This is a genomic window from Serratia sp. SM04 (assembly GCF_040280225.1).
GTDB classification, from domain to species: domain Bacteria; phylum Pseudomonadota; class Gammaproteobacteria; order Enterobacterales; family Enterobacteriaceae; genus Serratia; species Serratia sarumanii.
In genome coordinates this window covers 50,757-76,318 of sequence record NZ_JBEOQT010000005.1, presented here as the reverse complement: position 1 = coordinate 76,318, position 25,562 = coordinate 50,757, and the positions used below count along the sequence as shown (strand labels likewise).

The following is a 25,562-nucleotide window of genomic DNA, read 5'->3' as shown; positions in this document are numbered from 1 at the left end:
CAATCGTTCAGGATCAGTGAGGGTAGCGATCGCCGACCTGCGCGGTGGCATACCAGCGCATCACCGCTTCGGTGCCTTCACCGCCTTCCTGCGGTGCCCACGGCATGCAGTCCTCTTCGGTCAACGCCTGATACGGGCCCTGCTTTACTTCGAACACCACGCCGCCGGCATCGACCGACAACACCGCATGCCAGGTAAATGCCGGCATCTCCAGCACTTTGGTTTCTTCGCCGAGCAGGGTGCGCTGCGTCACGACGCCGTCATCGTTGAACTGCAGCACGACAAAACGGCCGCGCAGCGGCGTCAGCAGTTCCCAGGTTTGCGGGTGACGGTGCGGGCGGATATAGGTGCCGGGTTCCATGGCGATCGCCAGGCGTTGCACCGGGTCGCTCAACTCTTCGTGTAAGGTGCGGTGCGCGCGCAGGCGGGGCACGCTGGCGGCCTGTTCGCTCATCGCGGTCAGTTCATGGGCGGTAATCTGTTTCATCGTTTAAATCCGCATGCTTGTCGTACCATTAGGGTGATGTCATCTTAGCAACATTCTTGGTGGCGGTAAGCGATCGCCGCGACTTTTTCAGTACGGTTTAGGCGCCATTTTTGCCATTGAACATCGTGATGATTTGTTGCGCAATTATCCCGCCTAACGTGTTGACAGGCTTTTTCTTCTCGGCGTAACATGCGCGCACTATTATCATTGAGGACAGACGCCTTGGACACACCCAGTAGATACTGGCTCACTGACCTGCGCCGCAGGTATAACTTCTAAGGCTTTCCGTTTTTGCTGATAGCCTTCGTGGTTGTCGGCGACCCCGCAAAGCGTCGCTATGAGTCAGATCTCTTCATGGTCTGAAACAAATCGGTGATACGCATCCCCTCTGTTTCTGTGCTTCAACGCGTTGTCCGCACCCGTTACCTTCACGGAGTTTTGGCACATGCTGAGCGCTTTTAAATTAGATAACCGCCGCTTGTCCCGTCTGGAGCTGGACGACTCGGATGATCTCACGTCATCGCTGTGGGTTGATCTGGTCGAGCCGGAAGAGGGCGAGCGTGAGCGCGTGCAGAATGAGCTGGGACAAAGCCTGGCGACGCGTCCCGAACTGGACGACATCGAAGCCTCCGCCCGTTTCTTCGAAGATGAAGACGGTCTGCATATCCACTCCTTCTTCTACTTTGAAGATGCGGAAGATCATGCCGGCAACTCCACGGTGGCGTTCACCATCCGCGACGGCCGCCTGTATACCCTGCGCGAGCGTGAACTGCCGGCGTTTCGCCTGTACCGCATGCGCGCCCGCAACCAGACCATGCTCGAAGGCAACGCCTACGAACTGCTGCTGGATCTGTTCGAAACCAAGATTGAACAGCTGGCGGACGAGATAGAGAACATCTACAGCGATCTGGAACAGCTCAGCCGGGTGATCATGGAAGGGCATCAGGGCGATGAATACGACGCCGCGCTATCGACGCTGGCGGAGCTGGAAGATATCGGCTGGAAGGTGCGTTTGTGTCTGATGGATACCCAGCGCGCGCTCAACTTCCTGGTGCGCAAGGCGCGTTTGCCGACCGGCCAGCTGGAGCAGGCGCGTGAAGTGCTGCGCGACATCGAATCCCTGCTGCCGCACAACGAATCGCTGTTCCAGAAGGTGAACTTCCTGATGCAGGCGGCGATGGGCTTCATCAATATCGAACAGAACCGCATCATCAAGATCTTCTCGGTGGTGTCGGTGGTGTTCCTGCCGCCGACGCTGGTGGCCTCCAGCTACGGCATGAACTTCGAATTCATGCCGGAGCTGAAATGGTCGTTCGGCTACCCGGGCGCCATCACCTTGATGATCCTGGCCGGTCTGGCCCCTTACCTGTACTTCAAGCGCAAGAACTGGCTATAACCCGGCGGCGCCGGGCTCAGCGCAGCTTGCGCTGGGTGTAGAGCGCGTCGAGGGTGAACAGGATCAGCGCCGCCCAGATAAAGCCGAAGGTCACCAGTTTGTCCTGGCCGACGGTTTCGCCGTAGAAGGTGATCGCCAGCAGGAACATCAGCGTCGGGCCGAGATACTGGAAGAAACCGAGCGTCGACAGGCGCAGCCGGGTGGCCGCCGCGGTGAAGCACAGCAGCGGCACGGTGGTGACGATGCCGGCGGCGACCAGCAGCAGGTTCAGTGACCACGGGTTGGCGCTCAGGTGGCTGGTGGGGCTGTCGGCGAACAGGAACAGATAGGCCGCCGCCACCGGCAGCAGCCACAGCGTTTCGATCAGCATGCCGGTCTGGGCGTCGATGGCGATTTTCTTGCGCAGCAGGCCGTAGAAGGCGAAGCTGAACGCCAGCCCTAGACCGATGATCGGCAACGAACCGAACTGCCAGAGCTGCACCAGCACCCCGGTGAACGCCAGCGCCACCGCCACCCACTGCATGCGGCGAAAGCGCTCGCCGAGAAACAGCATCCCCAACAGCACGTTAACCAGCGGGTTGATGAAGTAGCCCAGGCTGGCTTCCAGCATATGGTGGTTGTTCACCGCCCAGATGAACAGCAGCCAGTTGCCGCCGATCAACAGCGCGGTGACCGCCAGCAGCAGCAGCCGTTTGCGATTTTGGCAGGCGGCGCGCACTTTCGGCCAGTTGCGGCCCAGCGTGATCAGCGCCAGCATGAAGAAAAACGACCAGATGATCCGGTGGGTCAGGATCTCGTCCGCGGATACTTGCTGAATCAGTTTGAAATAGGCCGGGGCGATGCCCCACATAAAATAGGCGGCCAGGGCGAAGAAAATGCCCTGACGCGTTTGCTTTGCGTCCATGACGTCACTCGGTGGGGAACGTAAGATGCGGTGAGTGTACTGAAGACGCCCACCGCACACAATCATCAGCCGACCAGATAGGTGGCGGTCGCGGTCGCGATATGCAGGCCGTCGTGGTTATGCAGTTCTACGCGCGCGACGGCGACCTTATTGCCGCTGCGCAGCACGCTGGCGGAGGCGACGAAGTGTTCGCCGCGGCCGGGGCGCAGGTAGTCGACGCGCAGATCGATGGTGCCCATGCGCGACAGTTTGGCGGCGATCTCTTCTTCGATCAGCGGCTCCATGCGCGTCAGCACCCCGCCGGCGCAGGCCAGCCCGGCGGCGACGTCGAGCACCGCGGCGATCACGCCGCCGTGCAGAATTTCCTGTGCGGCGTTGCCCACCAGCTTGCGCTGGTTGGTGAAGCTCAGCTCGACGTAATCATCGTCGAAGCGGCGCAGCTCTAGGCCAAGCTCGCGGTTGAACGGCATGTGGTAGACAAAGATTTCGCCGATCTTGCGGCGGGCGGCTTCCAGGGTCAGTGGTGTGGTCGACATAGCGGGTTTCCGTTTTTCTTTTGCGTTTTAAGGGAGCTAACTGGTCAGTCCAGGTTAATGGAATGTTGATTTTATGCTTAACCTTTGTTGCTTTCCAGACTATTCCAATAAAACCGGCCTGCGCTGCGGTAAAGCCTCCTTTGTGTGTAAAATGGCCTGATTTTTTCCGGGATTGCCCTTTTTCGTTGGAGTGAGGAGAGGTTATGCGCATTTTGTCAGGGATCGTTTCCGCCACGCTGCTGATGCCGGCGCTGGCATTGGCTGCGGAAGCCAAAGAGCAGCAGATTCACGATAAGCCGGCGGTGCGCGGCAGCATTATCGCCAACCTGCTGCAGGAGCACGATAATCCGTTCACGCTGTACCCTTACGATCCCAATTATCTGCTGTACACCGACACCAGCGATATCAACCAAGAGGCCATCAAGACATACAACTGGGCCGACAAGGCGCGCAAGGACGAGGTGAAATACCAGCTTAGCCTGGCGTTTCCGCTGTGGCGGGGCATTGCCGGCGACAACTCGGTGCTCGGCGCGTCTTATACTCAGCGCTCCTGGTGGCAATTGTCCAACCGCGGCGAGTCTTCACCGTTCCGCGAGACCAACTACGAGCCGCAGCTGTTCGTGGGGTGGGCGACCGATTACCGCTTTGCCGGTTGGACGCTGCGCGATGTTGAAATCGGCGTTAACCATCAATCCAACGGCCGCTCGGACCCGACGTCGCGCAGCTGGAATCGCGGCTATGCGCGGCTGATGGCGCAAAACGGCAACTGGCAGGTGGATCTCAAGCCCTGGTTCCGTTTCTCGGAGAGCTCGAGCAACGACGACAACCCGGACATCACCAAATACATGGGATACTACCGGCTGAAGGTCGGTTACGCCTGGGGCGACAGCGTGTTCAGCGTCGACAGCCACTACAACTGGAACAGCGGCTACGGCGGCGCGGAACTGGGCTGGAGCTACCCGATCACCCGCAACGTGCGATTCTATACCCAGGTGTTCAGCGGCTACGGCGAATCGCTGATCGACTATAACTTCCGGCAGACACGGGTGGGCGTTGGTGTCATGCTGAACGATATTATGTAATCATACCCGGTGGGTGTGTACCGATGAAAAAATGGGGAAGTGTGTGTCAACCGCAGCAGTGATTAACAGAGAGTTGCTGGCCGAGCAGGTATTGCGCGATACCTTCGGCTACCAGCAATTCCGTCCGGGCCAACAAACGATTATCAACGCCGCGATCGGCGGGCAGGATTGCCTGGTGGTGATGCCGACCGGCGGCGGCAAGTCGCTGTGTTACCAAATCCCGGCGCTGGTGATGGACGGCCTGACCCTGGTGGTTTCCCCGCTGATCTCGCTGATGAAGGACCAGGTCGACCAACTGTTGGCCTACGGCGTTTCCGCCGCCTGCTACAACTCGACGCAAACCCGCGAGGAGCAGCTGGACGTCATGGCCGGCTGCCGCAACGGCACCATTAAGATGCTGTACATCGCGCCGGAACGGCTGATGATGGAAAGCTTCCTCAACCTGCTCGACCACTGCCCACCGGCGATGCTGGCGGTGGATGAGGCGCACTGTATTTCGCAGTGGGGCCATGACTTCCGGCCGGAATATCGCGCGCTGGGTCAGCTGAAACAGCGCTTCCCGTCGATGCCGGTGATCGCGCTGACCGCCACCGCCGACGAGTCCACCCGCGGCGATATCGTGCGCCTGCTGTCGTTGCAGGATCCGCTGGTGCAGGTCAGCAGCTTCGACCGGCCGAACATCCGCTACACGCTGGTGGAAAAATTCAAGCCGCTCGATCAGCTGTGGCGCTTCGTGCAGGATCAGCGCGGCAAGAGCGGCATTATCTATTGCAACAGCCGCGCCAAGGTGGAAGACACCGCCGCGCGTCTGCAAAGCCGCGGGCTGAGCGTCGGCGCCTACCACGCCGGGCTGGACAACGATCGCCGTGCGCAGGTGCAGGAAGCGTTCCAGCGCGACGATCTGCAGGTGGTGGTGGCCACCGTCGCCTTCGGCATGGGCATCAACAAACCCAACGTGCGCTTCGTGGTGCATTTCGACATTCCGCGCAATATCGAATCCTATTATCAGGAGACCGGCCGCGCCGGGCGCGACGGTCTGCCGGCCGAAGCCATCCTGCTGTACGATCCGGCCGACATGGCCTGGCTGCGCCGCTGTCTGGAGGAAAAACCCGCCGGGCAGCAGTTGGACATCGAGCGCCACAAGCTGAACGCCATGGGCGCGTTCGCCGAGGCGCAAACCTGCCGCCGCCTGGTGCTGCTCAACTACTTCGGCGAAGGCAAGCACGAGAACTGCGGCAACTGCGATATCTGCCTCGATCCGCCCAAGCGCTATGACGGGCTGGAGGATGCGCGCAAGGCGCTGTCCTGCGTGTACCGCGTCGGCCAGCGCTTCGGCCTGGGGTACATCGTGGAAGTGCTGCGCGGCTCCAACAACCAGCGCATTCGCGAATACGGCCACGATAAGCTGCCGGTGTACGGCATCGGCCGCGATCAGACCACCGAACACTGGACCAGCGTGCTGCGCCAGCTGATCCACCTGGGCTTTATCACCCAGAACATCGCCATGCACTCGGCGCTGCAATTGACCGAGGCGGCGCGCCCGGTGTTGCGCGGCGAAGTGGCGCTGCAGCTGGCGGTGCCGCGTATCCAGAGCCTGAAGTCGCGCGGCAGCGCCAACCAAAAATCCTACGGCGGCAATTACGATCGCAAGCTGTTCGCCAAGCTGCGCAAACTGCGCAAATCGATCGCCGATGAAGAAAACATTCCGCCCTACGTGGTGTTCAACGACGCCACGCTGCTGGAAATGGCCGAGCAGATGCCGATCAAGGCCGGCGATCTGCTGAGCGTCAACGGCGTCGGCCAGCGCAAACTGGAGCGTTTCGGCGCGCCCTTTATGGCGATGATCCGCGACCATCTCGACAATGATGAAGACTGAGGGCGATAAATCATGCTGATGCTGTTTCTCACCGTGGCGCTGGTGCATCTGATTGCGCTGATGAGCCCGGGGCCGGACTTCTTTTTCGTGTCGCAAACCGCTGCCAGCCGCTCGCGCCGCGAGGCGATGATGGGCGTGGTCGGCATTTCTCTCGGCATCGTGGTATGGGCCGGCGTGGCGTTGATGGGGCTGCATCTGATCCTGCAGAAGATGGCCTGGCTGCATCAGATAATCATGGTCGGCGGCGGCATTTACCTGTGCTGGATGGGGTGGCAATTGCTGCGTTCCGCGCGGGCGCAGCAAGCGCAGCCGGCGGCGGAGGCCCAGGTGGCGTTGCCGAAGGCCGGGCGCAGCTTTATTCGCGGCTTCCTGACCAATCTGTCCAACCCGAAGGCGGTGATCTATTTCGGCAGCGTGTTCTCGCTGTTCGTCGGCGACAGCGTCGGCGCCGGGGCGCGCTGGGGACTGTTCCTGCTGATCGTCGCCGAGACCTTCGTCTGGTTCAGCCTGGTGGCGGTGGTGTTCGCGCTGCCGGCGATGCGCCGTGGCTACCAGCGGTTGGCCAAGTGGATCGACGGGGTGGCGGGGGTGCTGTTCACCGGCTTCGGGTTACACCTGATCTTTACCCGCTGATCGGCAGTGACATGCCCAAGGCCGAGCAGCGATGCCCGGCCTTTTTTTCAGGCCTTGCGGGCGGTCGCCAGCAGCCCCGCCACCAGAATGAACAGCGAACCGAATACCCGGTTGAGCAGCTGCATTTGGCGCGGCGTTCTCAGCCAGCCGGCGATGCGCGTCGCCAGGGTGGCGTAACCGATCATCACCAGAATATCCACCACCACGGTGGTGACGCCGAGCACCAGATACTGCTCGGCCTGCGGCTGATTGGGCAAAATGAACTGCGGGAACAGCGCGGCGAGGAACACGATGCTTTTCGGGTTGGTCAGGTTGACCAGCACCGCGCGGCGGAACAGACGGCGGCGCGGCATGCTGCCCGCCAGCGCATGCAGATCCAGCGCCCCGGCGGCGCGCCATTGTTGGATGCCGAGCCACACCAGGTAGGCGGCGCCCAGCCATTTCAGCAGCTCGAACGCCAGCAGCGATTGCGATATCAGCGCACCGAGGCCGATGCCTACCAGCACGATGTGCGCGCTCAGCCCGACCTGCAGCCCGGCGATCGACGCGGCGGCGCCGCGATAGCCGTGGCTGATGCCGGTGCTCATGGTGTTGATGGCGCCTGAGCCGGGGGACAGGCTGAGGATAAGCGTGGTCAGCAGATAGGTTAACCACCAGTCCAAGGTCATGGTTCTTCGGCTCCCTGAAAGTGTCGTTTTGTGCCACAATGCGCCGAGGCGGCGCCGTTTTTTGTAAGAATTGAATCACAATACGCTAGTATGATTTCTTGTGCCAGCGGTCACATTTTCCGCCGGCCCCACAGGGAAAACGCTCTCGATGACCTCGTTCACTCTCAGCTCCGATGACTGGTTAACGCGTGAAACGCAGTTCGCTGCCTTCGCCACCGGGCCGCTGTTGGACTTCTGGCGGCTGCGGGAAGAGGGCGAGTTCAGCGGCGTGGACGGCGTGCCGATCCGCTTTGTGCGTTTCAGTTCCGCGCGGCATCAGCGGGTGGTGGTGGTCAGCCCCGGCCGCATCGAAAGCTACGTGAAATACCCCGAGGTGGCCTACGATCTGTTCCACTGCGGTTACGACGTGGTGATTGTCGATCATCGCGGCCAGGGGCGCTCCGGCCGTTTACTGGCGGATACGCACCGCGGTCATGTGGTAAACTTCGCCGACTACGTGGACGATTTCGAGCAGCTTTGGCAGCGCGAGGTCGAATCGCGCGGTTATCGGCAGCGCTTCGCGCTGGCGCATTCGATGGGCGGCGCGATCCTGGCGCAGTTCCTGCAGCGCCGGCCGCAGGCGTTCGACGCGGCGGCGTTTTGCGCGCCGATGTTCGGCATCCAGTTGCCGATGCCGGATTGGCTGGCCGACCGCATTCTCGACTGGGCGGAGAGCCGCCCGGCGATCCGCGACTATTACGCGGTGGGCACCGGCCAGTGGCGGCCGCTGCCGTATGTGGTCAACGTGTTGACCCACAGCCGCGAACGCTACCGGCGCAGCCTGCGCTATTACGCCGATTACCCCGAGCTGCAGGTGGGCGGGCCGACCTACCATTGGGTGCGGGAGAGCATCCGCGCCGGCCGGCAGATTATCGCTCGGGCCGGGGCGATCACAACGCCGCTGTTGCTTTTGCAAGCCGGTGAAGAACGAGTCGTCGACAACCGTTCGCACCAGGCTTTTTGTCAGGCTCTGTCAGACGCGGGGCGCCCTTGCGAAGGGCGGCTTCCGTGGGTTATCAACGGCGCACGCCATGAGATCCTGTTCGAGCGGGACGCGATGCGCGCCGAAGCACTGAACGCAATCCTGCGCTTCTTTGCTCAACACTTAGGCGGCGCGCTGCCGCCGACAACTCCATCAGAGGTTAGAACATAACGCTATGTATCACGTCGTCGCTTCCGATTTAGATGGCACGCTGCTGTCTCCCGACCATACCCTGTCGCCGTACGCCAAAGAAACGCTGAAGTTGCTGACCCAGCGCGGCGTGCATTTCGTATTCGCCACCGGCCGCCACCATATCGACGTGGCGCAGATCCGCGACAGCCTGGAGATCAGCGCCTTTATGATCACCTCCAACGGCGCGCGGGTGCACAACACCGCCGGCGAGCTGATTTTCAGCCACAACCTGGACGAGGATATCGCCCGCGATCTGTACGGCATGCTGCACGACGATCCGGAGATCACCACCAACGTCTATCGCAACGACGATTGGTTTACCAACCGCGAAAGCCCGGAGCAGGAAGAATTCTTCCAGGAGTCGGTGTTCAAATACCAGCTGTTCGAACCGGGCCTGCTGGAAACCGACGGCGTCTGCAAGGTTTACTTCACCTGTGAAGATCACGAGCGGCTGCTGCAGGTGGAAGACGCCATCAACGCGCGCTGGGGCGATCGGGTCAACGTCAGCTTCTCGTTCCCGACCTGCCTGGAAGTGATGGCGGGCGGCGTGTCGAAAGGGCATGCGCTGGAAGAAGTGGCAAAGATCATCGGCTATACGCTGCAAGAGTGCATCGCCTTCGGCGACGGCATGAACGATCTGGAGATGCTGTCGATGGCCGGCAAGGGCTGCATCATGCGCGACGCGCATCAGCGCTTGAAGGATATGTTGCCGGAGCTGGAAGTGATCGGCTCCAACGTCGATAACGCGGTGCCGCACTACCTGCGCAAGATGTTCCTCTGACATAACCCGGACGTTTCTCGGAAATAACAAGGGCGCCTTGCGGCGCCCTTGGCATTACTTGTGCTGGCCCTGCTTCTGCAGGAACTGCACGCCCTTGTCCGGGAAGTCGGTGAACACGCCGTCGACGCCGGCCTGGTTGTAAATCACGTCATACAGCTGGTTCACGTCGGTCACGTACTTCGGCAGCGCATCGGCGCGGATGGTGAACGGATGCACCGCCAGCTTGCTGGCGTGCGCTTCTTTCACCATGTCGGTCAGCACGATGTGGCCCGGCTTGGATTTATCCGCCACCACCAGCATGTGGTAGTCAGGCCCGATGCCGTCGGCATACTGAGCGATTTTCTGCATCGCGCCCGGCTTGAACATCCAGTCGTAGTCGTATTCTACCCACTTGCCGTCGGCTTTCTGCTCGTAGGTTTCCTGCCAGTCGTTATAGGCGATCAGCTGCACCAGCTTCAGATCCATGCCCAGCTTCGGCTCCAGCTCGTTCTTGATGCGTTTGAGCTCGTTGGCGTCGAAGCACTGCAGGTAGACGTTGTCGTTTTTGCCGGTGTAGCCGTATTGCTTGAGCACCGCCAGCACTTTGCTGGAGATGTCCTTGCCTTCCTGTTTGTGGAACCACGGCGCCTTGATTTCAGGGTAGATGCCGATGTTCTTGCCGGTCGAATGGTTCAGACCCTGCACGAACTCGATCTCTTCCTGGAAGGTGTGTACGCGGAAGTCGGATTTGCCCATCGGGAAGCGGCCAGGGTAGCCCTGCACCTTCTTGCCGTTTTCGATTTCAAAGCCTTCGGTGAACTTCAGCGATTTGATCTCCGCCAGCGTAAAGTCGATGGCGTAATAACGGCCGTCCTTGCGCGCGCGGTCCGGGAAGCGTTCGGCGACGTCGGTGACGCGATCGAGGTAATGGTCGTGCAGCACCACCAGCTCGTTGTCTTTGGTCATCACCAGATCTTGTTCGAGGTAATCGGCGCCCTGCGCGTAGGCCATCGCCTTCGCCGGCAGGGTGTGTTCCGGCAGGTAGCCGCTGGCGCCGCGGTGGGCGATCACTACTTTGTCCGCCGCCTGCGCGGCGCTGACCATTGAGGTAGCGAGAATGATCCCTGTCAGCAGGGCTTTGACTTGAGTCCGCATTCCGTTTTCTCCTTGTTGTTGGGGGCAGGGTAGTAAAAAGGCCGCAGGGCGGCCTTTAAATCATGCAAAAGTCGTGTGACGGTTAGCCGCGCTTGCCGGCAGCGATTTCCGCGTGGTGTTTCTTTTCGTTCAGCATGGTCAGCAGCAGCAGGATAACCGCCAGCACGCCGCCGCCGATCATCACCATGAAGCCGCCGTCCCAACCGAAGAAGTCTACGGTGTAGCCGACGATGGCGCTGGCCGCGACCGAGCCGCCCAGGTAGCCGAACAGGCCGGTGAAGCCCGCGGCGGTGCCGGCGGCTTTCTTCGGCGCCAGCTCCAGCGCGTGCAGGCCGATCAGCATCACCGGGCCGTAGATCAGGAAGCCGATGACCAGCATACAGATCATGTCCACGGTCGGGTTGCCCGGCGGGTTCATCCAGAACACCACGGTGGCGATGGTCACCAGCGTCATGAAGAACACGCCGGTGGCGCCGCGGTTGCCTTTGAACACTTTGTCCGACATCCAGCCGCACAGCAGGGTGCCCGGGATACCGGCGTATTCATACAGGAAGTAGGCCCAGGAAGACTTGTCCAGCGCGAAGTGCTTCACTTCTTTCAGGTAGGTCGGCGACCAGTCCAGAATGCCGTAACGCAGCAGATAGACGAACACGTTGGCGACCGCGATGTACCACAGCAGCTTGTTCGGCAGGATGTACTGCATGAAGATCTGCTTGGCGGTCAGCTCTTCTTCGTCTTTTTCGCTGTAGTCGTCCGGGTAGTCGTTTTTGTACTCTTCAATCGGCGGCAGGCCGCAGGATTGCGGGGTGTCGCGCATCAGGCCGAAGGCGATCAGGGCCACCAGGATGGCGCCGAAGGCCGGCATGTACAGCGCCGCGTGCCAGTCGTTGAACCAGGCCATACCCAGCAGGAACAGCAGCGGTGGCAGGCCGCCACCCACGTTGTGGGCGCAGTTCCAGATGGAGACGATGCCGCCGCGTTCTTTCTGCGACCACCAGTGCACCATGGTGCGGCCGCACGGCGGCCAACCCATGCCCTGGAACCAGCCGCACAGGAACAGCAGGACGAACATGATGGCGATGCTGGAGGTGGCCCACGGCACGAAGCCCATGAACAACATCACCGCCGCCGCCAGGATCAGGCCGGCAGGCAGGAACACTCGCGGGTTGGAACGGTCGGAGACCGAACCCATGATGAATTTGGAGAAGCCGTAGGCGATGGAAATGCCCGACAGCGCGAAGCCGAGGTCACCGCGGCTGAAGCCTTGTTCGATCAGGTAAGGCATGGCCAGGGTGAAGTTCTTACGCACCAGATAGTAAGCGGCGTAACCGAAGAAGATCCCCAGGAAAATTTGCCAGCGCAGCTTACGGTAGAGCGGGTCTACCTTATCGCTCGGCACACGGGCGATGTGTGCGGCCGGCTTAAAAATACTCAACATGAGCGCCTCCGATGGCTTTATCTGTTATCACATCAATATGACCTTTTACGTTCATTTGATGATTGAGCGGATATCGAATGTGGTGTTTTTGTGTTCCATAACGAGCGCCATTGTCGTCAAATACGCCTGGTGTCGCTGTGACGAATGGCGCAATTGTTACACTTTTATGAAACCACGGCGGATTTTGAGCGATTCGTTAACGTTATGAAATAGAAAAACGTCCAAAAATCGTGATTATGATCACATTGATGGTTTTTTGTGGACATTTTTATTTCGTTTGATGTTCGTTCTTGTTCCTTATCAAACAAAGACCCTTATAACCGTGGCTCAATAGGCTCATAACTACCGATCCTGAGGGAGCGACATGAGCAGCTATTTTGACGGCGGCGAAACGGATGTGATCATCATCGGCGGCGGCGCCACCGGCGCAGGCATCGCCCGCGACTGCGCGCGGCGCGGCTTGCGCTGCATTTTGCTGGAGCGCCACGACATCGCTACCGGCGCCACCGGCCGCAACCACGGTTTGCTGCACAGCGGCGCGCGCTATGCGGTGACCGACGGCGAGTCGGCGCGCGAGTGCATCGAAGAAAACCGCATCCTGAAACGCATCGCCCACCACTGCATCGAGCGCACCGATGGGCTGTTCATCACCCTGCCGCAGGACTCGCTGGACTATCAGCAACAGTTTATCGCCGCCTGTCGCCAGGCCGACATCAACGCCGAAGCGATCGACCCGCAGCTGGCGCTGCGGCTGGAACCGGCGGCTAACCCGGCGCTGATCGGCGCGGTGCGCGTGCCGGACGGCACCGTCGATCCCTTCCGGCTGACCGCCGCCAACATGTTGGACGCGCGCGAGCACGGCGCGCAGATCCTGACCTACCACCAGGTGGTGGGATTGTTGCGCAGCGGCGATCGGGTGACGGGCGTGCGCGTTTACGACCATCAGAATCAGCGGCGCTATGCGCTGCATGCGCCGGTGGTGGTCAACGCCGCCGGCATCTGGGGCCAGCAGATCGCCGAATACGCCGATTTGCGCATCCGCATGTTCCCGGCCAAGGGGGCGCTGCTGATCCTCGGCCACCGCATCAACAACATGGTGATCAACCGCTGCCGCAAACCGGCAGACGCCGACATCCTGGTGCCGGGCGACACCATCTCGCTGATCGGTACTACCTCGACCCATATCGACTACGACCAAATTGACAACATGCTGGTGACCCCGCAGGAAGTGGACATTCTGATCCGCGAGGGGGCGCTGTTGGCGCCCACCCTGGCGCAGACCCGCATTCTGCGCGCCTACGCCGGGGTACGGCCGCTGGTGGCCAGCGACGACGACCCCAGCGGGCGCAACGTCAGCCGCGGCATCGTGCTGCTCGATCACGCCGCCCGCGACGGGCTGGAAGGGTTTATCACCATCACCGGCGGCAAGCTGATGACCTACCGCCTGATGGCGGAGTGGGCCACCGACAAGGTGTGCGAAAAGCTTGGCGTAAACCGCCCGTGCACCACCGCGCAGGATGCGTTGCCCGGCTCCCGCCAGTCGGCGGAGGAGACGGTGCGCAGCGTGGTTTCTCTGCCCGCCAGCATTCGCGGCTCGGCAATTTACCGCCACGGCGATCGCGCCAGCCAGGTGCCGGCGGCCGATCGGCTCGACACCAGCTTGGTGTGCGAATGCGAGGCGGTGACCGCCGGGGAAGTGCGCTATGCGGTCAACTCGCTGACCGTCAATAACCTGGTGGATCTGCGCCGCCGCACCCGCGTCGGCATGGGCACCTGCCAGGGCGAACTCTGCGCCTGCCGCGCCGCCGGGCTGCTGACGCGCTTTAACGTCAGCACGCCGCAGCAATCCATCGCGCAGCTGTCGCAGTTCCTCAACGAACGGTGGAAAGGCGTACGGCCGATCGCCTGGGGCGATGCGCTGCGCGAGAGTGAATTTACCAGCTGGGTTTACCAGGGGCTATGCGGGCTTGAGGCCCAGGCCGACAAGGAGCAGGAGGCGGATGATGCGATTTGACGTAGTGGTGATTGGCGGCGGCCTGGCGGGCCTGAGCTGCGCCATTGCCGTGGCCGAACAGGGCAAGCGCTGTGCGGTGGTCAGTTCCGGCCAGAGCGCGCTCTACTTCTCCTCCGGCTCGCTCGACCTGCTGGCGAGATTGCCGGACGGCACGCCGGTCGAGATGCCGCTGGCGGCGCTACCGCAGCTGGCGCAGCAGGCGCCGCAGCATCCGTATGCCCTGATCGGGCCCGGCCGGGTGGCGACGCTGTCCGCCGCCGCGCAGCGGCTGTTGGAGCGCTGCGGGCTGAACCTGCAGGGCGAGGGCACCAACAACCATCTGCGCATTACGCCGCTCGGCACGCGCCGCGCCACCTGGCTCAGCCCGCAGGCGATCCCGACGCTGCCGCTGACCGGCCAACTGCCGTGGCGGCGCATTGCGGTGATCGGCATCGAAGGCTTCCTCGACTTCCAGCCGCAGATGGCCGCCGACTCTCTGAGCCGGGAGCTCGGCGTAGAGACGGAGGTGGCCTATCTGCACATGCCGGCGCTGGACAGATTGCGCAATAACCCCAGCGAGTTCCGCGCGGTAAACATCGCCCGGGTGCTGGATTTGATGGAAAGCCTGCCGCCAATGGCCGAGGAACTGCGGCGGTTGGCGGGGGCAGCCGACGCGCTCTTCCTGCCGGCCTGTTTGGGATTGGAGGACGACGCGTCGCTGGCGGTGCTGCAGGATGCGGTCGGCAAGCCGATCCGGCTGCTGCCGACGCTGCCGCCTTCGGTGCCCGGCATGCGCTTGCATCAGGCGCTGCGGCGGCGTTTTCAACAGCTGGGCGGCGTTTTCATGCCCGGCGACAGCGTGCTGCGCGCCGAGTGCGAAGCCGGCCGCGTCACGGGCCTGTATACCCGCAACCACGGTGATATTCCGCTGCGGGCGCAGCAGGTGGTGTTGGCCAGCGGCAGCTTCTTCAGCAACGGGCTGGTGGCGGATTTCGACGGGGTGCGCGAGCCGATCTTCGGGCTGGACGTACACAGCCGCGCGGATCGCGCCGACTGGAGCCGGCGCGAGCTGTTCGCGCCGCAGCCTTATTTGCAGTTTGGCGTGCGCACCGACGGCAGGCTGCGGGCGATGAAGCAGGGCATGCCGTTCGACAATCTGTACGCCATCGGCGCGGTCGCCGGCGGCTACGATCCGCTGCAGCAAGGCTGCGGCGCCGGCGTGTCATTGATCGGTGCGCTGCACGTCGCGCAGCAGATCGCCGCGGAGGAAAACGCATGAGCCTGCATCAGGACCACAGCTTTGAAAGCTGCATCAAATGCACCGTCTGCACCACCTATTGCCCGGTCGCCAAAGTGAACCCGCTCTATCCGGGGCCGAAACAGGCGGGGCCGGACGGCGAGCGGCTGCGGCTGAAAGATCCGGCGCTGTACGACGAAGCCTTGAAATACTGCACCAACTGCAAACGTTGTGAAGTGGCCTGCCCGTCCGACGTCAAAATCGGCGATATCATTCAGCGCGCCCGCGCCGACTTCGCCCAGAGCAAGCCGACGCTGCGCGACGCCATCCTCAGCCACACCGATATCATGGGCTCGCTGTCGACGCCGTTCGCGCCGATCGTCAACGCCGCCACCGGGCTGAAACCGGTGCGCAAGCTGTTGGACAAGGCGCTGAAGATCGATCACCGTCGCGAACTGCCGAAATACTCGTTCGGCACCTTCCGCCGCTGGTACCGGCAACAGGCGCAGGCTCAGCGGCGCTATGCCGAGCAGGTGGCGTTTTTCCACGGCTGCTTCGTCAACTATAACCATCCGCAGCTGGGCAAGGATTTGATCCGGGTATTCAACGCGCTGGATATCGGCGTGCAGCTGCTGAAACGCGAGAAATGCTGCGGCGTGCCGCTGATCGCCAACGGGTTTATCGAGCAGGCCAAAAAGCAGGCCAGGGTTAACGCCGAGTCGCTGCATGAAGCGGTGCTTGAGCGCGGCATTCCGGTGGTGGCGACCTCATCGAGCTGCACCTTCACCCTGCGCGACGAATATCCTCATCTGCTGGACGTGGACACCACCCCGGTGCGCGATCGGGTGGAGCTGGCGACGCGCTATCTCTATCGCCTGATCAATCAGGGGCGCAGCCTGCCGCTGAAGCGCACGCCGCTGCGGGTGGCTTATCACACGCCTTGCCATATGGAGAAGATGGGCTGGACCGCCTACACGCTGGAGCTGCTGCGGCAGATACCGGAGCTGGAGCTGGTGGTGCTGGATTCGCAGTGCTGCGGCATCGCCGGCACCTACGGGTTCAAATCGGAGAACTACGCCACCTCGCAAGGCATCGGCGCGCCGCTGTTCCGGCAGATCGAAGAGAGCGGAGTGGATCTGGTGGTGACCGACTGCGAGACCTGCAAATGGCAGATAGAAATGTCCACCAGCAAGCGCTGCGAGCATCCGATCACCCTGCTGGCGCAGGCGCTGGTATAAAAACGAGAGGGCCGGCAAGCCGGCCCTCTGTGGGATTACTGCTTCAGCTTCAGGGTGGAGATGATGCCTTCGGCTTCGGCCTGCGCCTGCTGCTGATTGTCCGCCGGCAGCGTCACCTGAATGGTCAGCATGTTGTTGTTCAGCGAGCCGATCAGGACGGAGGAATAGGCTTTTTCGCCGCCGCTGGTGATGATGCTGTCCAGCTGACGCAGCGGCACGCCGTTGACGTCGAGCGCCTTGTTGGTGATCACCTGCAGGTTGGCGTCACGCGCGCGCTGGGTATTCTCCAGGCGCTTGGCCAGGGTCTCCAGGCTGTCGGCGGTCTTGTCGCCCAGGATCACGATCACCGCGCGCTGGCCGGTGCTGTCTGCGTAAACATGCATGTTGTTGGCCTGGTTGCCCAGCTTGCCGCTCTGATCCGCCATGCCGACCGGCAGGGTGAACGCCAGTTTACCGTCCAGCAGGCTGACCTGCTGCCCGGCCGGCGCGCTGGCCGCCGCGCCGTCAGACGCTGCCTTGGTGTCTTTGGTGTCGCCGTCGCAGGCCGCGAGGCCAAGCGCCAGCAGGCTGATACCCATCAATTTCGCTACTTTACGCATCGGGCTTCCTTCTTCCTTTCCGGTAGGGATTCACTGTCGTATCGCAACCTATTCCAGGTTGAAATGCAAGGCAGATGTTGTCACAAGTTTTTCTCCAGTAATAGCCGATAATCAGCCACTTCGCCTTTCTTTTCCAGCTGAACAATCTGATAGTGGTGGGCGAGCAGCATCGTCAGCATGGCGCGGAACCGGTTACGGGTTTTGACTGTCAGCCGGCGATAGCCCTGCGCCCGCGCCCAGCGCTCTTGTTCGGCCAACAAGGCCTGCGCCACGCCGTGGCGACGAAATGCCGGCAGCACGCCGCCCAGCCAGCTGTAAAACACCGTTTCCCGCTGTTGATAACCGAGTTTGAAACCGGCCGGCTGGCCGTCGATGTCGGCGATCAACAGGCTGGCGGGGGCACCGCCGATGCGCCGCTGCAGATCGGCCAGGCTATGCAGGCCGCCGAATTCGGGGATGCGTTGGTAAAGGCGGTGGATTTCTTCGAGCGTGGCGATGCGGACGATTGGGATCATGGGCGGCCTCCAAAGGATAGGGCCGCCCAGAATAACACGGCTCAGCCCGGCTGCAGGCTGCCGCTGCGCGCCGCGATGCGTTTGAGCAGCATGTTCAGCAACACGCCGTACATCGGCAGGAAGAACAGCAGGCAGATCATCACCTTGAAGCTGTAATCCACCAGCGCGATCTCCACCCAGTTGTTGGCCATGAAGGGATCGCTGCTCTTGTAGAAGGCGATGAAGAAGAACGCCAGCGTATCGCTGATATTGCCGAAGAACATCGCCGCCGCCGGCGCCACCCACCAGGCGCTGCGTTGGCGCAGGCGATTGAAGACGTGAACGTCGAGGATCTGGCCGAGCACGTAGGCCATAAAGCTGGCGACGGCGATACGCGCCACGAACAGGTTAAAACTGCCCAGCGCCGCGAAGCCCTGCCATTCTCCCTGATAGGTGACGGTGGAGATCACGTAGGAGATGAACAGCGCCGGCACCATCACCGCCAGGATAATCCGCCGCGCCAGCGGCGCGCCGAAGATGCGCACGGTCAGATCGGTCGCGAGGAAGATAAACGGGAAGGTAAAGGCGCCCCAGGTGGTATGGAAGCCGAAAACGGTGATCGGCAACTGCACCAGGTAGTTGCTGGAGGTAATGATGGCGATATGAAACAGCGAAAGCCAGACCAACGCCGTGAAGCGCTGCTGTGCGGTAAACGAATACATATTGTAGCCTTTTTAGCAGTGGGGTGAGGGAACCCAGTGTGTCTTGTCAAAACAGCAAAAAACGCTGCGCGGCGGCATGATACGCGTTTGCGCAACCAATGCAATGGTTAAATTTAACGCAAACGTTAACGCATCTTGCGCAGAAAAACTACCGGCGTAAACTAGGCGCTAATGAGATGCGGCGAGCGTTCGCCGATCGTTTTTGAACGAGAAAAATTGCATGACTGACTTATTTGCCCAGGCAGACCAGACGCTCGACGCGCTGGGCCTGCGTTGCCCGGAACCGGTGATGATGGTGCGCAAAACCGTGCGCCATATGGACAACGGCGAAACGCTGCTGATTATCGCCGACGATCCGGCCACCACCCGCGATATTCCGGGGTTCTGCCGCTTTATGGAGCACACGCTGGTGGCGCAGGAGACCGAGCAGGCGCCATACCGTTATCTGTTACGTAAAGGTGTATAGTTTTTAATCGCCTCGTGAGATAAGCTCCCTGCGATCGGGGAGCGTTCGAAGGGGACAAACGATGAGTATTTTACTACTGCCTACGGTTGCCAAGATGGAAAATGAGGAACGTACACAGGGCTATGAGCGCTGGTTTCTTGAAAGAGTTCAGGAAGCCATGGATGAGCCGCGGCCCGGCATTCCTCATGATGACGTGATGGCTGAAATGGATGCTGTTATCGCTGCTGCAGAAGCCAGGATCAAAGCGAAGCAGGCATAATGCTCAACATCGAATGGACTCGAGCCGCACGTCAGGATCTGGTGGAGATTGTGGGATTCATCGCCAATGATAACCCTCTGGCGGCCAGAAAAATGAAGGTTCTCATCATGGAGGCCGTCATTCCCGCCGCCAGACATCCTCGAATTTTCCGGCGCGGCAGAGTGGACGGCACGCATGAAATCCCCCTACATCCCCATTATCTCCTGGTTTACCAGGTGCTGGAAACTCACATCCGGGTGTTGCGGGTTTTACATACGCGCCGACAATATCCTTAATACTGCCGCTGCAATCGATAATGCCGGGTTCCCATTGAGGAACCCGGCCTGGCGCCGCGTTATTGGCGCTTTCTCAACAGCCGCAGCGCGTTGGCGGTGACCAGCGCGGTGGCGCCGGAGTCCGCCAGCACCGCCAGCCACAAACCGGTCAGCCCCAGCAGGCTGGTGATCAGGAAGATCCCTTTCAACCCCAGCGCGATGGTGATGTTTTGCCGGATATTGGCGTGGGTGGCGCGCGAGATGCGAATCATCTCCGCGACGCCCAGCAGCCGGTTGTGGGTCAGGGCGGCGTCGGCGGTTTCCAATGCCACGTCGGTGCCGCTGCCCATGGCGATGCCGATGCTGGAGGCTTTCATCGCCGGGGCGTCGTTGATGCCGTCGCCGATCATCGCCGTCGGGCGCAGTTCGCTCAGCTCGGTGACCGCGTTGACCTTATCTTCCGGCAACAGACTAGCGCGATAGTCGAGGCCCAGCTCGCCGGCGATCGCCGCGGCGGCGCGCGGGTTGTCGCCGGTCAGCATCACGCCGCGAATACCCAGCGCGTTCAGTTCGGCTATCGCCTGTTTGGCGTCGCTGCGCAGCGTGTCGCGCAGCGCCAGCAAGCCGATGGGCGCGCCGTCTTCCAGCACCACCACCGCCGTTTTACCGGCGTTTTCCAGCTTGTCTACCTTGCTCTGCCATTGAACGTCGAGCAGGCCAGGCGCCAGCTTGCCCGGCGCGCTGATCAGCACGGTCTTGCCGTCCACGATCCCTTCCACGCCGACGCCGGCCAGCGCGCGGCGCGCCTGCGCCAGCGGCAGCTCGGCCCCGCTTGCGGCGGCGCGATTGATAATCGCCTGCGCCAGCGGGTGATGTGAACCGGCTTCCACCGCGGCGGCAAGCTGCAGCAGCCGCTGTTCGGTGAGTGTGCCTATCGGCAGCACGTCGGTCACCGTCGGCTTGCCTTCGGTCAGGGTGCCGGTTTTATCGAAGGCGATGGTTTGTATCTGGCCCAGTTGCTCCAGCGCCGCGCCGCCTTTAATCAGCGCGCCGCGCCGCGTGGCGGCCGCCAGCCCGGATGTAATGGCCGCCGGGGTCGAGATCACCAGCGCGCACGGACAGCCGATCAGCAGCAGCGTCAGGCCGCGATAGATCCAGGTATCCCACGGCTGCGAGAACAGCAGCGGCGGCACCAGGATCACCGCGACGGCCAGCAGCATAATGGCCGGGGTGTAATAACGGCTGAACCGGTCGAGGAAGCGTTCGATCGGCGCGCGGCGCTCTTCGGCTTCTTCAATCAGCTGCAGAATGCGGTCGATGGCGTTTTTGCCGGGCTCGGAGATCACCTTCATCTGCGCCGCCTGATCGACGGACAGGCTGCCGGCGGCCACTTTCTCGCCCTGCTGGCGCTCGACCGGCACCGATTCGCCGGTCAGGGCGCTTTCGTCGAAGCTGGCGAACGGATTGAGCAGCTCGGCGTCGGCCGGCAGGCGCCCGCCGGGCGCGATTTCAATCACGTCGCCAGGGCGCAGGCTGGCGACCGGCATGCGTTTGCGTTCCGTGCCTTGCAGCAGCAGCGCGTCTTCCGGCACCAGCTCCATCAGCGCCGTCACGCCGCGTCGCGCGCGGTTGGCGGCGTAGGATTCCAGCAGTTCGCCGACCATAAACAACAGCAGCACCATCGCCGCTTCGGCGGTGGCGCCGATGAACAGCGCGCCGATGGCCGCCACGCTCATCAGCGTTTCGATGGCGAATGGCGTGCCGGAGCGGATCAAACGCAGCGCCTTGGCGGCGACCGGCGCCAATCCGACCAGCGTGGTGGCGATAAAGGCGATGCGCCCCAGCTCCGGGTTAACCCGATCCAGCACCCAGCTGACGACCATCAGGGTAGTTAACAGCAGCAGCGGTGCGAATTCGCCGAAGCGTGAGGTTTTCGGCGCGGCGGCTTTGGCGTTCTGAGTGCCGAGCAGGGTAAAGCCGGCCTGGGCGACCGCGTCCTGGATCCGCAGGCTGATGTCGGACTGTGCGTCGACCACCAGCTTTTCGGTGGCGAACAACACGCGCGCGCTGTCGACGCCGGGGAGTGCGGTGACGGCATTTTCGATTTTCTTGGCGCAGCTGGGGCAGTCCATGCCGGTGACTTTCCAGCTGAAACGTTGGCTACCGGAAGGGGGAGCGGCGGCCAGCCTGTCGCTTTCCTCGTCCGGATCGTCGGGCGTGGCGGCGCAGCAGCCGCTATCGCCATGATCGTGATGATGGTGGGCCTGTTCGGCGGCGTTTTTCGGTTCGCTGCTGCAGCCATGCTGCGTTTTGCTGTGGCTGTGGTTGCAGCCGCATCCGCCTTCGGCGTGGTGATGTTCCTGATGATTATGGTTTTGCTGATTGTGCATAACGTCCCCCTTCGGGCTGTTAAACGGGTTTGCTCAACTGACTCTACACCCTGGAGTCCACTCCAGAGTCAAGCGCCCGATGAGAATTATTGCTAACGGCGTTCAAGCGTAGAAAGGGGGATTCATTCAATAATGAATAATGCGAATTTTAATCTATCGGCTTTTCTTATCCCCTATTTGGGGAAACAGGCTCGCCGCCGATAGTTTAAATAAGAAAATAATATTCCTATAGAAACTAAAAAATCGCCCGACCTAATAATAAAGAGTTATTAATCTATAACGCTTTAGCAAAATTTACCTTTTACCCTAGGGAAAGCCAGCATGATTCGCTTGAGTCTGCAGGCCGCATTGCTATTGAAGTTTGGTGCCAACTTCTCCCCATCAAGTTTCATTTGTTTTGTAAAGAAGCCAGAAAAGCAGCATAACAAACTTTCGTTGCGATAATAAATGGTTGATTATTTTATGTGCAGTTTTGCGACCCTGCCTATAATTGGAATCGATTACCATTTTTAATGGTGATCTTATTTGCTGATATATATGCATTAATTCTACCTAACACACTGCCGGCAACGGCGCATAAGCCCCTTCCAGCAGGCCTGAGGTTCATTAGCCCTGGCTTACGGGGAGGTTATGTCTATCTGTCTGATTGATATCAATCAGGTAATGAGTGGAATCGAACCAATGCAATCTACTAAAAAGGCAATTGAAATTACTGAATCCAGCCTTGCAGCCGCAACAACTGGCTACGATGCTGTAGACGACCTGCTGCATTATCATGAGCGGGGCAACGGGATTCAGATTAATGGCAAGGATTCATTTTCTAACGAGCAAGCTGGGCTGTTTATTACCCGTGAGAACCAAACCTGGAACGGTTACAAGGTATTTGGCCAGCCGGTCAAATTAACCTTCTCCTTCCCGGACTATAAGTTCTCTTCCACCAACGTCGCCGGCGACACCGGGCTGAGCAAGTTCAGCGCAGAACAGCAGCAGCAGGCTAAGCTGTCGCTGCAGTCCTGGGCGGACGTCGCCAATATCACCTTCACCGAAGTGGCGGCCGGTCAAAAGGCCAACATCACCTTCGGCAACTACAGCCAGGATCGTCCCGGCCACTATGATTACGGCACCCAGGCCTACGCCTTCCTGCCGAACACCATTTGGCAGGGCCAGGATCTGGGCGGCCAGACCTGGTACAACGTCAACCAATCCAACGTGAAGCATCCGGCGACCGAAGACTACGGCCGTCAGACGTTCACCCATGAGATTGGCCATGCGCTGGGCCTGAGCCACCCGGGCGACTACAACGCCGGTGAGGGCAACCCGACCTATCGCGACGTCACTTATGCGGAGGATACCCGCCAGTTCAGCCTGATGAGCTACTGGAGTGAAACCAACACCGGTGGCGACAACGGCGGCCACTATGCCGCGGCTCCGCTGCTGGATGACATCGCCGCCATTCAGCATCTGTATGGCGCCAACCTGTCGACCCGCACCGGCGACACCGTGTACGGCTTTAACTCCAACACCGGTCGCGACTTCCTCAGCACCACCAGCAACTCGCAGAAAGTGATCTTTGCGGCCTGGGATGCGGGCGGTAACGATACCTTCGACTTCTCCGGTTACACCGCTAACCAGCGCATCAACCTGAACGAGAAATCGTTCTCCGACGTGGGCGGCCTGAAGGGCAACGTCTCGATCGCCGCCGGTGTGACCATTGAGAACGCCATTGGCGGTTCCGGCAACGACGTGATTGTCGGCAACGCGGCCAACAACGTGCTGAAAGGCGGCGCGGGTAACGACGTGCTGTTCGGCGGCGGCGGGGCGGATGAGCTGTGGGGCGGTGCCGGCAAAGACATCTTCGTGTTCTCTGCCGCCGGCGATTCCGCACCGGGCGCTTCAGACTGGATCCGCGACTTCCAGAAAGGGATCGACAAAATTGACCTGTCGTTCTTCAACAAAGAGGCGCAGAGCAGCGATTTCATTCACTTCGTCGATCACTTCAGCGGCACGGCCGGCGAAGCGCTGCTCAGCTACAACGCTTCCAACAACGTGACCGATTTGTCGGTGAATATCGGTGGCCATCAGGCGCCGGACTTCCTGGTGAAAATCGTCGGCCAGGTTGACGTCGCCACTGACTTTATCGTGTAACACAGCAACGGAACGCCCGGCGCAGTCTCGGCCGGGCGTGATGCGGGAGCCCGGTATGAAAGGTACTTTAACGCGCACCGCTTTGGCGGCGGGCGGCATGATGGTGACGAGTGCGGTTATGGCCGGCAGCCTGGCGCTGCCGACCGCGCAGTCGCTGGCGGGGCAATGGCAGGTTGCCGACAGCGAGCGGCAATGCCAAATCGAATTTCTGGCGAATGAACAAAGCGAGACCAACGGCTATCAGCTGGTGGATCGGCAACGTTGTCTGCAAAGCGTGTTTGCGGCCGAGGTGGTGGGCTGGCGCCCGGCGCCGGACGGCATCGCTCTGCTGCGGGCGAATGGCAGCACGCTGGCGTTCTTCTCGCGCGACGGCGATCTGTATCGCAATCAGCTGGGCGCCGATGATGCCCTGACGTTGAAAGCGCTGGCTTGATGTGGAAACGGGTTCGGCGCACCGAACCCGCGGCAGAGAGTTACAGGTAGAGCGAACGCACGATCAGGAAGTGGCCGGAGAAGTAACAGAAAGCCACGATGGCGTCCGCCGCGCGGAAGGTGAAACGGTAGCGGTTGAGCAGCCAAACCACGTTGGCCAGCAGCAGCAGCGAGGTGCCGGTCAGCAGCGAGAAGCCGAAATCGGTGCTACGCAGGAAATATTGCTCGCCCGCCAGCCAGACCATCAGCAGCGTCATCGCCACGTAGGTGACGATCGGCCAGCGCATCTCTTCCAGCCGGGTCCAAAGGGTGGCCAGCAGCAACGCGCCGATCGCCAGCAGCGCCAGCGGCAGCGGCCAGAACAGGCTGAACGTCATCTGGCTGGCGAAGCTCAGGGTATACAGCAGATGGGACAGGAAAAAGGCGCCGATGGCGTACAGCACCCGCTCGCGCGGCAACAGGAGCAGCGCGTCGCCGATCAGCGTCGCCAGCAGGCCGAGCACGATCAGATAACCCGCGGCGCCGAGCACCGGCGCCTGCCAGGCCAACAGCAACAGCAGCAGCAGCGTGACGGGTTTGAACACCCAGCGCTGCCAGCGCGGGCCACGGTATGAGGCGTCGACGAACAGCCAACCGGAAAAGAATACGGCAAGGAACGGCCAACTCATTTATGTCTTCCTTATGCATGAGGGAGCCGCAACAACCGGCTCCAAACTGTCACCAATGTCACTTCTTATTTCAGTGTAGGTAGCCTGCCGACGATCGACAATGCTTTCTTGAGAATGCTATGTTTACGCCGATTTGGCCGTGAAGGAAATGGGAAACCGATGAGCAAACCACCGTTATTTTTTGTCGCCGTGATTGCGCTGATCGCCGTGCTGGCCACGCAACGCTACTTCAAACAGCGCCAGCGGGAGGCGGAAAACGATCGCGCGCCGATGCGCAGCCTGCAGGTGACGGTGAGCGACAAGCGCAGCTTCCCGGTCGCCAGGACCCGCGCGCCGCAGCGCGAACCGCTGGTCAATGAGCCGATGTATTACGAGGTGGTGTTCAGCCCGAACCAGGGCGGTGAAGACATCACGCTTCGGCTGAAACAGTGGCAATACAACCCGATAGAAAAAGGCGCGCAGGGCACGTTGAACATGCAGGGCACGCGCTTCGTCTCTTTCAGCGTTCAGCCGTAGC

26 protein-coding genes are annotated in these 25,562 nt (G+C 61.1%); 15 read left to right on the top strand and 11 right to left on the bottom strand.

The features are described from left to right. Window positions 1–13: 13 nt before the first annotated feature. Window positions 14–487, bottom strand: a complete 474-nt coding sequence (locus tag ABTW55_RS09605) for a WbuC family cupin fold metalloprotein (RefSeq protein WP_033636654.1) — start codon at window positions 485–487, stop codon at window positions 14–16. 445 nt (window positions 488–932) lie between these two features. On the opposite strand from ABTW55_RS09605, the gene corA reads away from it, so the two are divergent. Further along, window positions 933–1,883 (top strand): magnesium/cobalt transporter CorA, encoded by a 951-nt coding sequence (gene corA, locus ABTW55_RS09600; protein WP_004934262.1) that lies wholly within the window; start codon window positions 933–935, stop codon window positions 1,881–1,883. 16 nt (window positions 1,884–1,899) lie between these two features. Here corA and rarD read toward each other — a convergent pair whose 3' ends face one another. Continuing rightward, a complete protein-coding gene (gene rarD / locus ABTW55_RS09595) occupies window positions 1,900–2,787 on the bottom strand; it encodes an EamA family transporter RarD (protein WP_033636655.1) in 888 nt (295 codons plus the stop codon). A gap of 65 nt (window positions 2,788–2,852) precedes the next feature. Beyond that, the gene (locus ABTW55_RS09590) at window positions 2,853–3,323 is read right to left on the bottom strand and encodes a thioesterase family protein (RefSeq protein ID WP_033636656.1); all 471 of its coding nucleotides are present in this window, start codon (window positions 3,321–3,323) and stop codon (window positions 2,853–2,855) included. 203 nt (window positions 3,324–3,526) lie between these two features. Between ABTW55_RS09590 and pldA the strand changes: the two genes are divergently transcribed. Genes pldA through rhtC form a run of 3 tightly spaced genes read left to right on the top strand, consistent with a single transcriptional unit; the run spans window position 3,527 to window position 6,914 of the window. Continuing rightward, complete coding sequence (gene pldA, locus ABTW55_RS09585; RefSeq protein WP_039568129.1) at window positions 3,527–4,405, top strand: phospholipase A; 879 nt, start codon at window positions 3,527–3,529, stop codon at window positions 4,403–4,405. 43 nt (window positions 4,406–4,448) lie between these two features. After that, window positions 4,449–6,281 carry an ATP-dependent DNA helicase RecQ gene (gene recQ, locus ABTW55_RS09580; RefSeq protein ID WP_033636658.1) on the top strand — a complete coding sequence of 611 codons (1,833 nt, stop codon included), beginning with the start codon at window positions 4,449–4,451 and terminating at the stop codon, window positions 6,279–6,281. 12 nt (window positions 6,282–6,293) lie between these two features. Beyond that, window positions 6,294–6,914 (top strand): threonine export protein RhtC, encoded by a 621-nt coding sequence (gene rhtC / locus ABTW55_RS09575; RefSeq protein WP_016929486.1) that lies wholly within the window; start codon window positions 6,294–6,296, stop codon window positions 6,912–6,914. Between the two features lie 47 nt (window positions 6,915–6,961). Here the strand turns inward: rhtC and rhtB are convergent, their stop codons facing one another. Continuing rightward, window positions 6,962–7,582: a homoserine/homoserine lactone efflux protein gene (gene rhtB / locus ABTW55_RS09570; protein ID WP_025304879.1), complete on the bottom strand. Its 621-nt coding sequence runs from the start codon at window positions 7,580–7,582 to the stop codon at window positions 6,962–6,964. A 148-nt stretch (window positions 7,583–7,730) separates the two neighbouring features. On the opposite strand from rhtB, the gene pldB reads away from it, so the two are divergent. Further along, complete coding sequence (gene pldB / locus ABTW55_RS09565; protein ID WP_060423412.1) at window positions 7,731–8,774, top strand: lysophospholipase L2; 1,044 nt, start codon at window positions 7,731–7,733, stop codon at window positions 8,772–8,774. Between the two features lie 4 nt (window positions 8,775–8,778). Beyond that, entirely contained in the window at window positions 8,779–9,576 is a 798-nt protein-coding gene (yigL, locus tag ABTW55_RS09560; protein ID WP_033636660.1) for a sugar/pyridoxal phosphate phosphatase YigL, read from the top strand. A gap of 54 nt (window positions 9,577–9,630) precedes the next feature. Here yigL and glpQ read toward each other — a convergent pair whose 3' ends face one another. Together glpQ and glpT are read right to left on the bottom strand one after the other, a co-directional pair. After that, window positions 9,631–10,710, bottom strand: coding sequence for a glycerophosphodiester phosphodiesterase (gene glpQ / locus ABTW55_RS09555; RefSeq protein ID WP_033649644.1), 1,080 nt, complete (start codon window positions 10,708–10,710; stop codon window positions 9,631–9,633). Between the two features lie 82 nt (window positions 10,711–10,792). Continuing rightward, window positions 10,793–12,148: a glycerol-3-phosphate transporter gene (glpT, locus tag ABTW55_RS09550; RefSeq protein WP_033636663.1), complete on the bottom strand. Its 1,356-nt coding sequence runs from the start codon at window positions 12,146–12,148 to the stop codon at window positions 10,793–10,795. A gap of 364 nt (window positions 12,149–12,512) precedes the next feature. Between glpT and glpA the strand changes: the two genes are divergently transcribed. The 3 genes from glpA to glpC are packed head-to-tail and all read left to right on the top strand — an operon-like array spanning window position 12,513 to window position 16,616. After that, window positions 12,513–14,162 carry an anaerobic glycerol-3-phosphate dehydrogenase subunit A gene (glpA, locus tag ABTW55_RS09545; protein ID WP_060423410.1) on the top strand — a complete coding sequence of 550 codons (1,650 nt, stop codon included), beginning with the start codon at window positions 12,513–12,515 and terminating at the stop codon, window positions 14,160–14,162. After that, window positions 14,152–15,420: a glycerol-3-phosphate dehydrogenase subunit GlpB gene (glpB, locus tag ABTW55_RS09540; protein ID WP_060423407.1), complete on the top strand. Its 1,269-nt coding sequence runs from the start codon at window positions 14,152–14,154 to the stop codon at window positions 15,418–15,420. Before glpA ends, glpB begins: the two co-directional genes overlap by 11 nt. Continuing rightward, a complete protein-coding gene (glpC, locus tag ABTW55_RS09535; protein WP_060423404.1) occupies window positions 15,417–16,616 on the top strand; it encodes an anaerobic glycerol-3-phosphate dehydrogenase subunit GlpC in 1,200 nt (399 codons plus the stop codon). The genes glpB and glpC overlap by 4 nt, the downstream gene beginning before the upstream one ends. Before the next feature lie 35 nt (window positions 16,617–16,651). Here the strand turns inward: glpC and ABTW55_RS09530 are convergent, their stop codons facing one another. The 3 genes from ABTW55_RS09530 to ABTW55_RS09520 all read right to left on the bottom strand — a co-directional run bounded on the left by ABTW55_RS09530 (window position 16,652) and on the right by ABTW55_RS09520 (window position 18,431). Next, window positions 16,652–17,215 (bottom strand): DcrB family lipoprotein, encoded by a 564-nt coding sequence (locus ABTW55_RS09530; RefSeq protein WP_033636670.1) that lies wholly within the window; start codon window positions 17,213–17,215, stop codon window positions 16,652–16,654. A gap of 80 nt (window positions 17,216–17,295) precedes the next feature. Then, window positions 17,296–17,730, bottom strand: a complete 435-nt coding sequence (locus tag ABTW55_RS09525) for a GNAT family N-acetyltransferase (protein WP_060423401.1) — start codon at window positions 17,728–17,730, stop codon at window positions 17,296–17,298. A 41-nt stretch (window positions 17,731–17,771) separates the two neighbouring features. Beyond that, window positions 17,772–18,431 (bottom strand): 7-cyano-7-deazaguanine/7-aminomethyl-7-deazaguanine transporter, encoded by a 660-nt coding sequence (locus ABTW55_RS09520; RefSeq protein ID WP_033636672.1) that lies wholly within the window; start codon window positions 18,429–18,431, stop codon window positions 17,772–17,774. A 220-nt stretch (window positions 18,432–18,651) separates the two neighbouring features. Between ABTW55_RS09520 and tusA the strand changes: the two genes are divergently transcribed. From tusA to ABTW55_RS09505, 3 genes are all read left to right on the top strand, one after another. After that, window positions 18,652–18,897: a sulfurtransferase TusA gene (gene tusA / locus ABTW55_RS09515; protein WP_025304890.1), complete on the top strand. Its 246-nt coding sequence runs from the start codon at window positions 18,652–18,654 to the stop codon at window positions 18,895–18,897. Window positions 18,898–18,958: 61 nt separating this feature from the next. Continuing rightward, complete coding sequence (locus ABTW55_RS09510) at window positions 18,959–19,156, top strand: hypothetical protein (protein ID WP_033649649.1); 198 nt, start codon at window positions 18,959–18,961, stop codon at window positions 19,154–19,156. Beyond that, entirely contained in the window at window positions 19,156–19,431 is a 276-nt protein-coding gene (locus ABTW55_RS09505; protein ID WP_060423398.1) for a type II toxin-antitoxin system mRNA interferase toxin, RelE/StbE family, read from the top strand. The genes ABTW55_RS09510 and ABTW55_RS09505 overlap by 1 nt, the downstream gene beginning before the upstream one ends. Before the next feature lie 59 nt (window positions 19,432–19,490). Here ABTW55_RS09505 and ABTW55_RS09500 read toward each other — a convergent pair whose 3' ends face one another. Then, a complete protein-coding gene (locus tag ABTW55_RS09500; protein ID WP_060423395.1) occupies window positions 19,491–21,800 on the bottom strand; it encodes a zinc/cadmium/mercury/lead-transporting ATPase in 2,310 nt (769 codons plus the stop codon). Between the two features lie 681 nt (window positions 21,801–22,481). Here ABTW55_RS09500 and ABTW55_RS09495 point away from each other — a divergent pair. Together ABTW55_RS09495 and ABTW55_RS09490 are read left to right on the top strand one after the other, a co-directional pair. Beyond that, window positions 22,482–23,945, top strand: a complete 1,464-nt coding sequence (locus ABTW55_RS09495) for a serralysin family metalloprotease (protein WP_033636674.1) — start codon at window positions 22,482–22,484, stop codon at window positions 23,943–23,945. A gap of 55 nt (window positions 23,946–24,000) precedes the next feature. Further along, the gene (locus ABTW55_RS09490; protein ID WP_060423392.1) at window positions 24,001–24,378 is read left to right on the top strand and encodes an AprI/Inh family metalloprotease inhibitor; all 378 of its coding nucleotides are present in this window, start codon (window positions 24,001–24,003) and stop codon (window positions 24,376–24,378) included. 40 nt (window positions 24,379–24,418) lie between these two features. Here the strand turns inward: ABTW55_RS09490 and ABTW55_RS09485 are convergent, their stop codons facing one another. After that, on the bottom strand, window positions 24,419–25,045 hold the full coding sequence (locus ABTW55_RS09485; protein WP_033636676.1) for a lysoplasmalogenase: 627 nt from the start codon (window positions 25,043–25,045) through the stop codon (window positions 24,419–24,421). Between the two features lie 159 nt (window positions 25,046–25,204). Between ABTW55_RS09485 and ABTW55_RS09480 the strand changes: the two genes are divergently transcribed. Beyond that, the gene (locus ABTW55_RS09480; RefSeq protein WP_033649654.1) at window positions 25,205–25,561 is read left to right on the top strand and encodes a DUF2500 domain-containing protein; all 357 of its coding nucleotides are present in this window, start codon (window positions 25,205–25,207) and stop codon (window positions 25,559–25,561) included. The last annotated feature ends 1 nt before the right edge of the window (window position 25,562 follow it).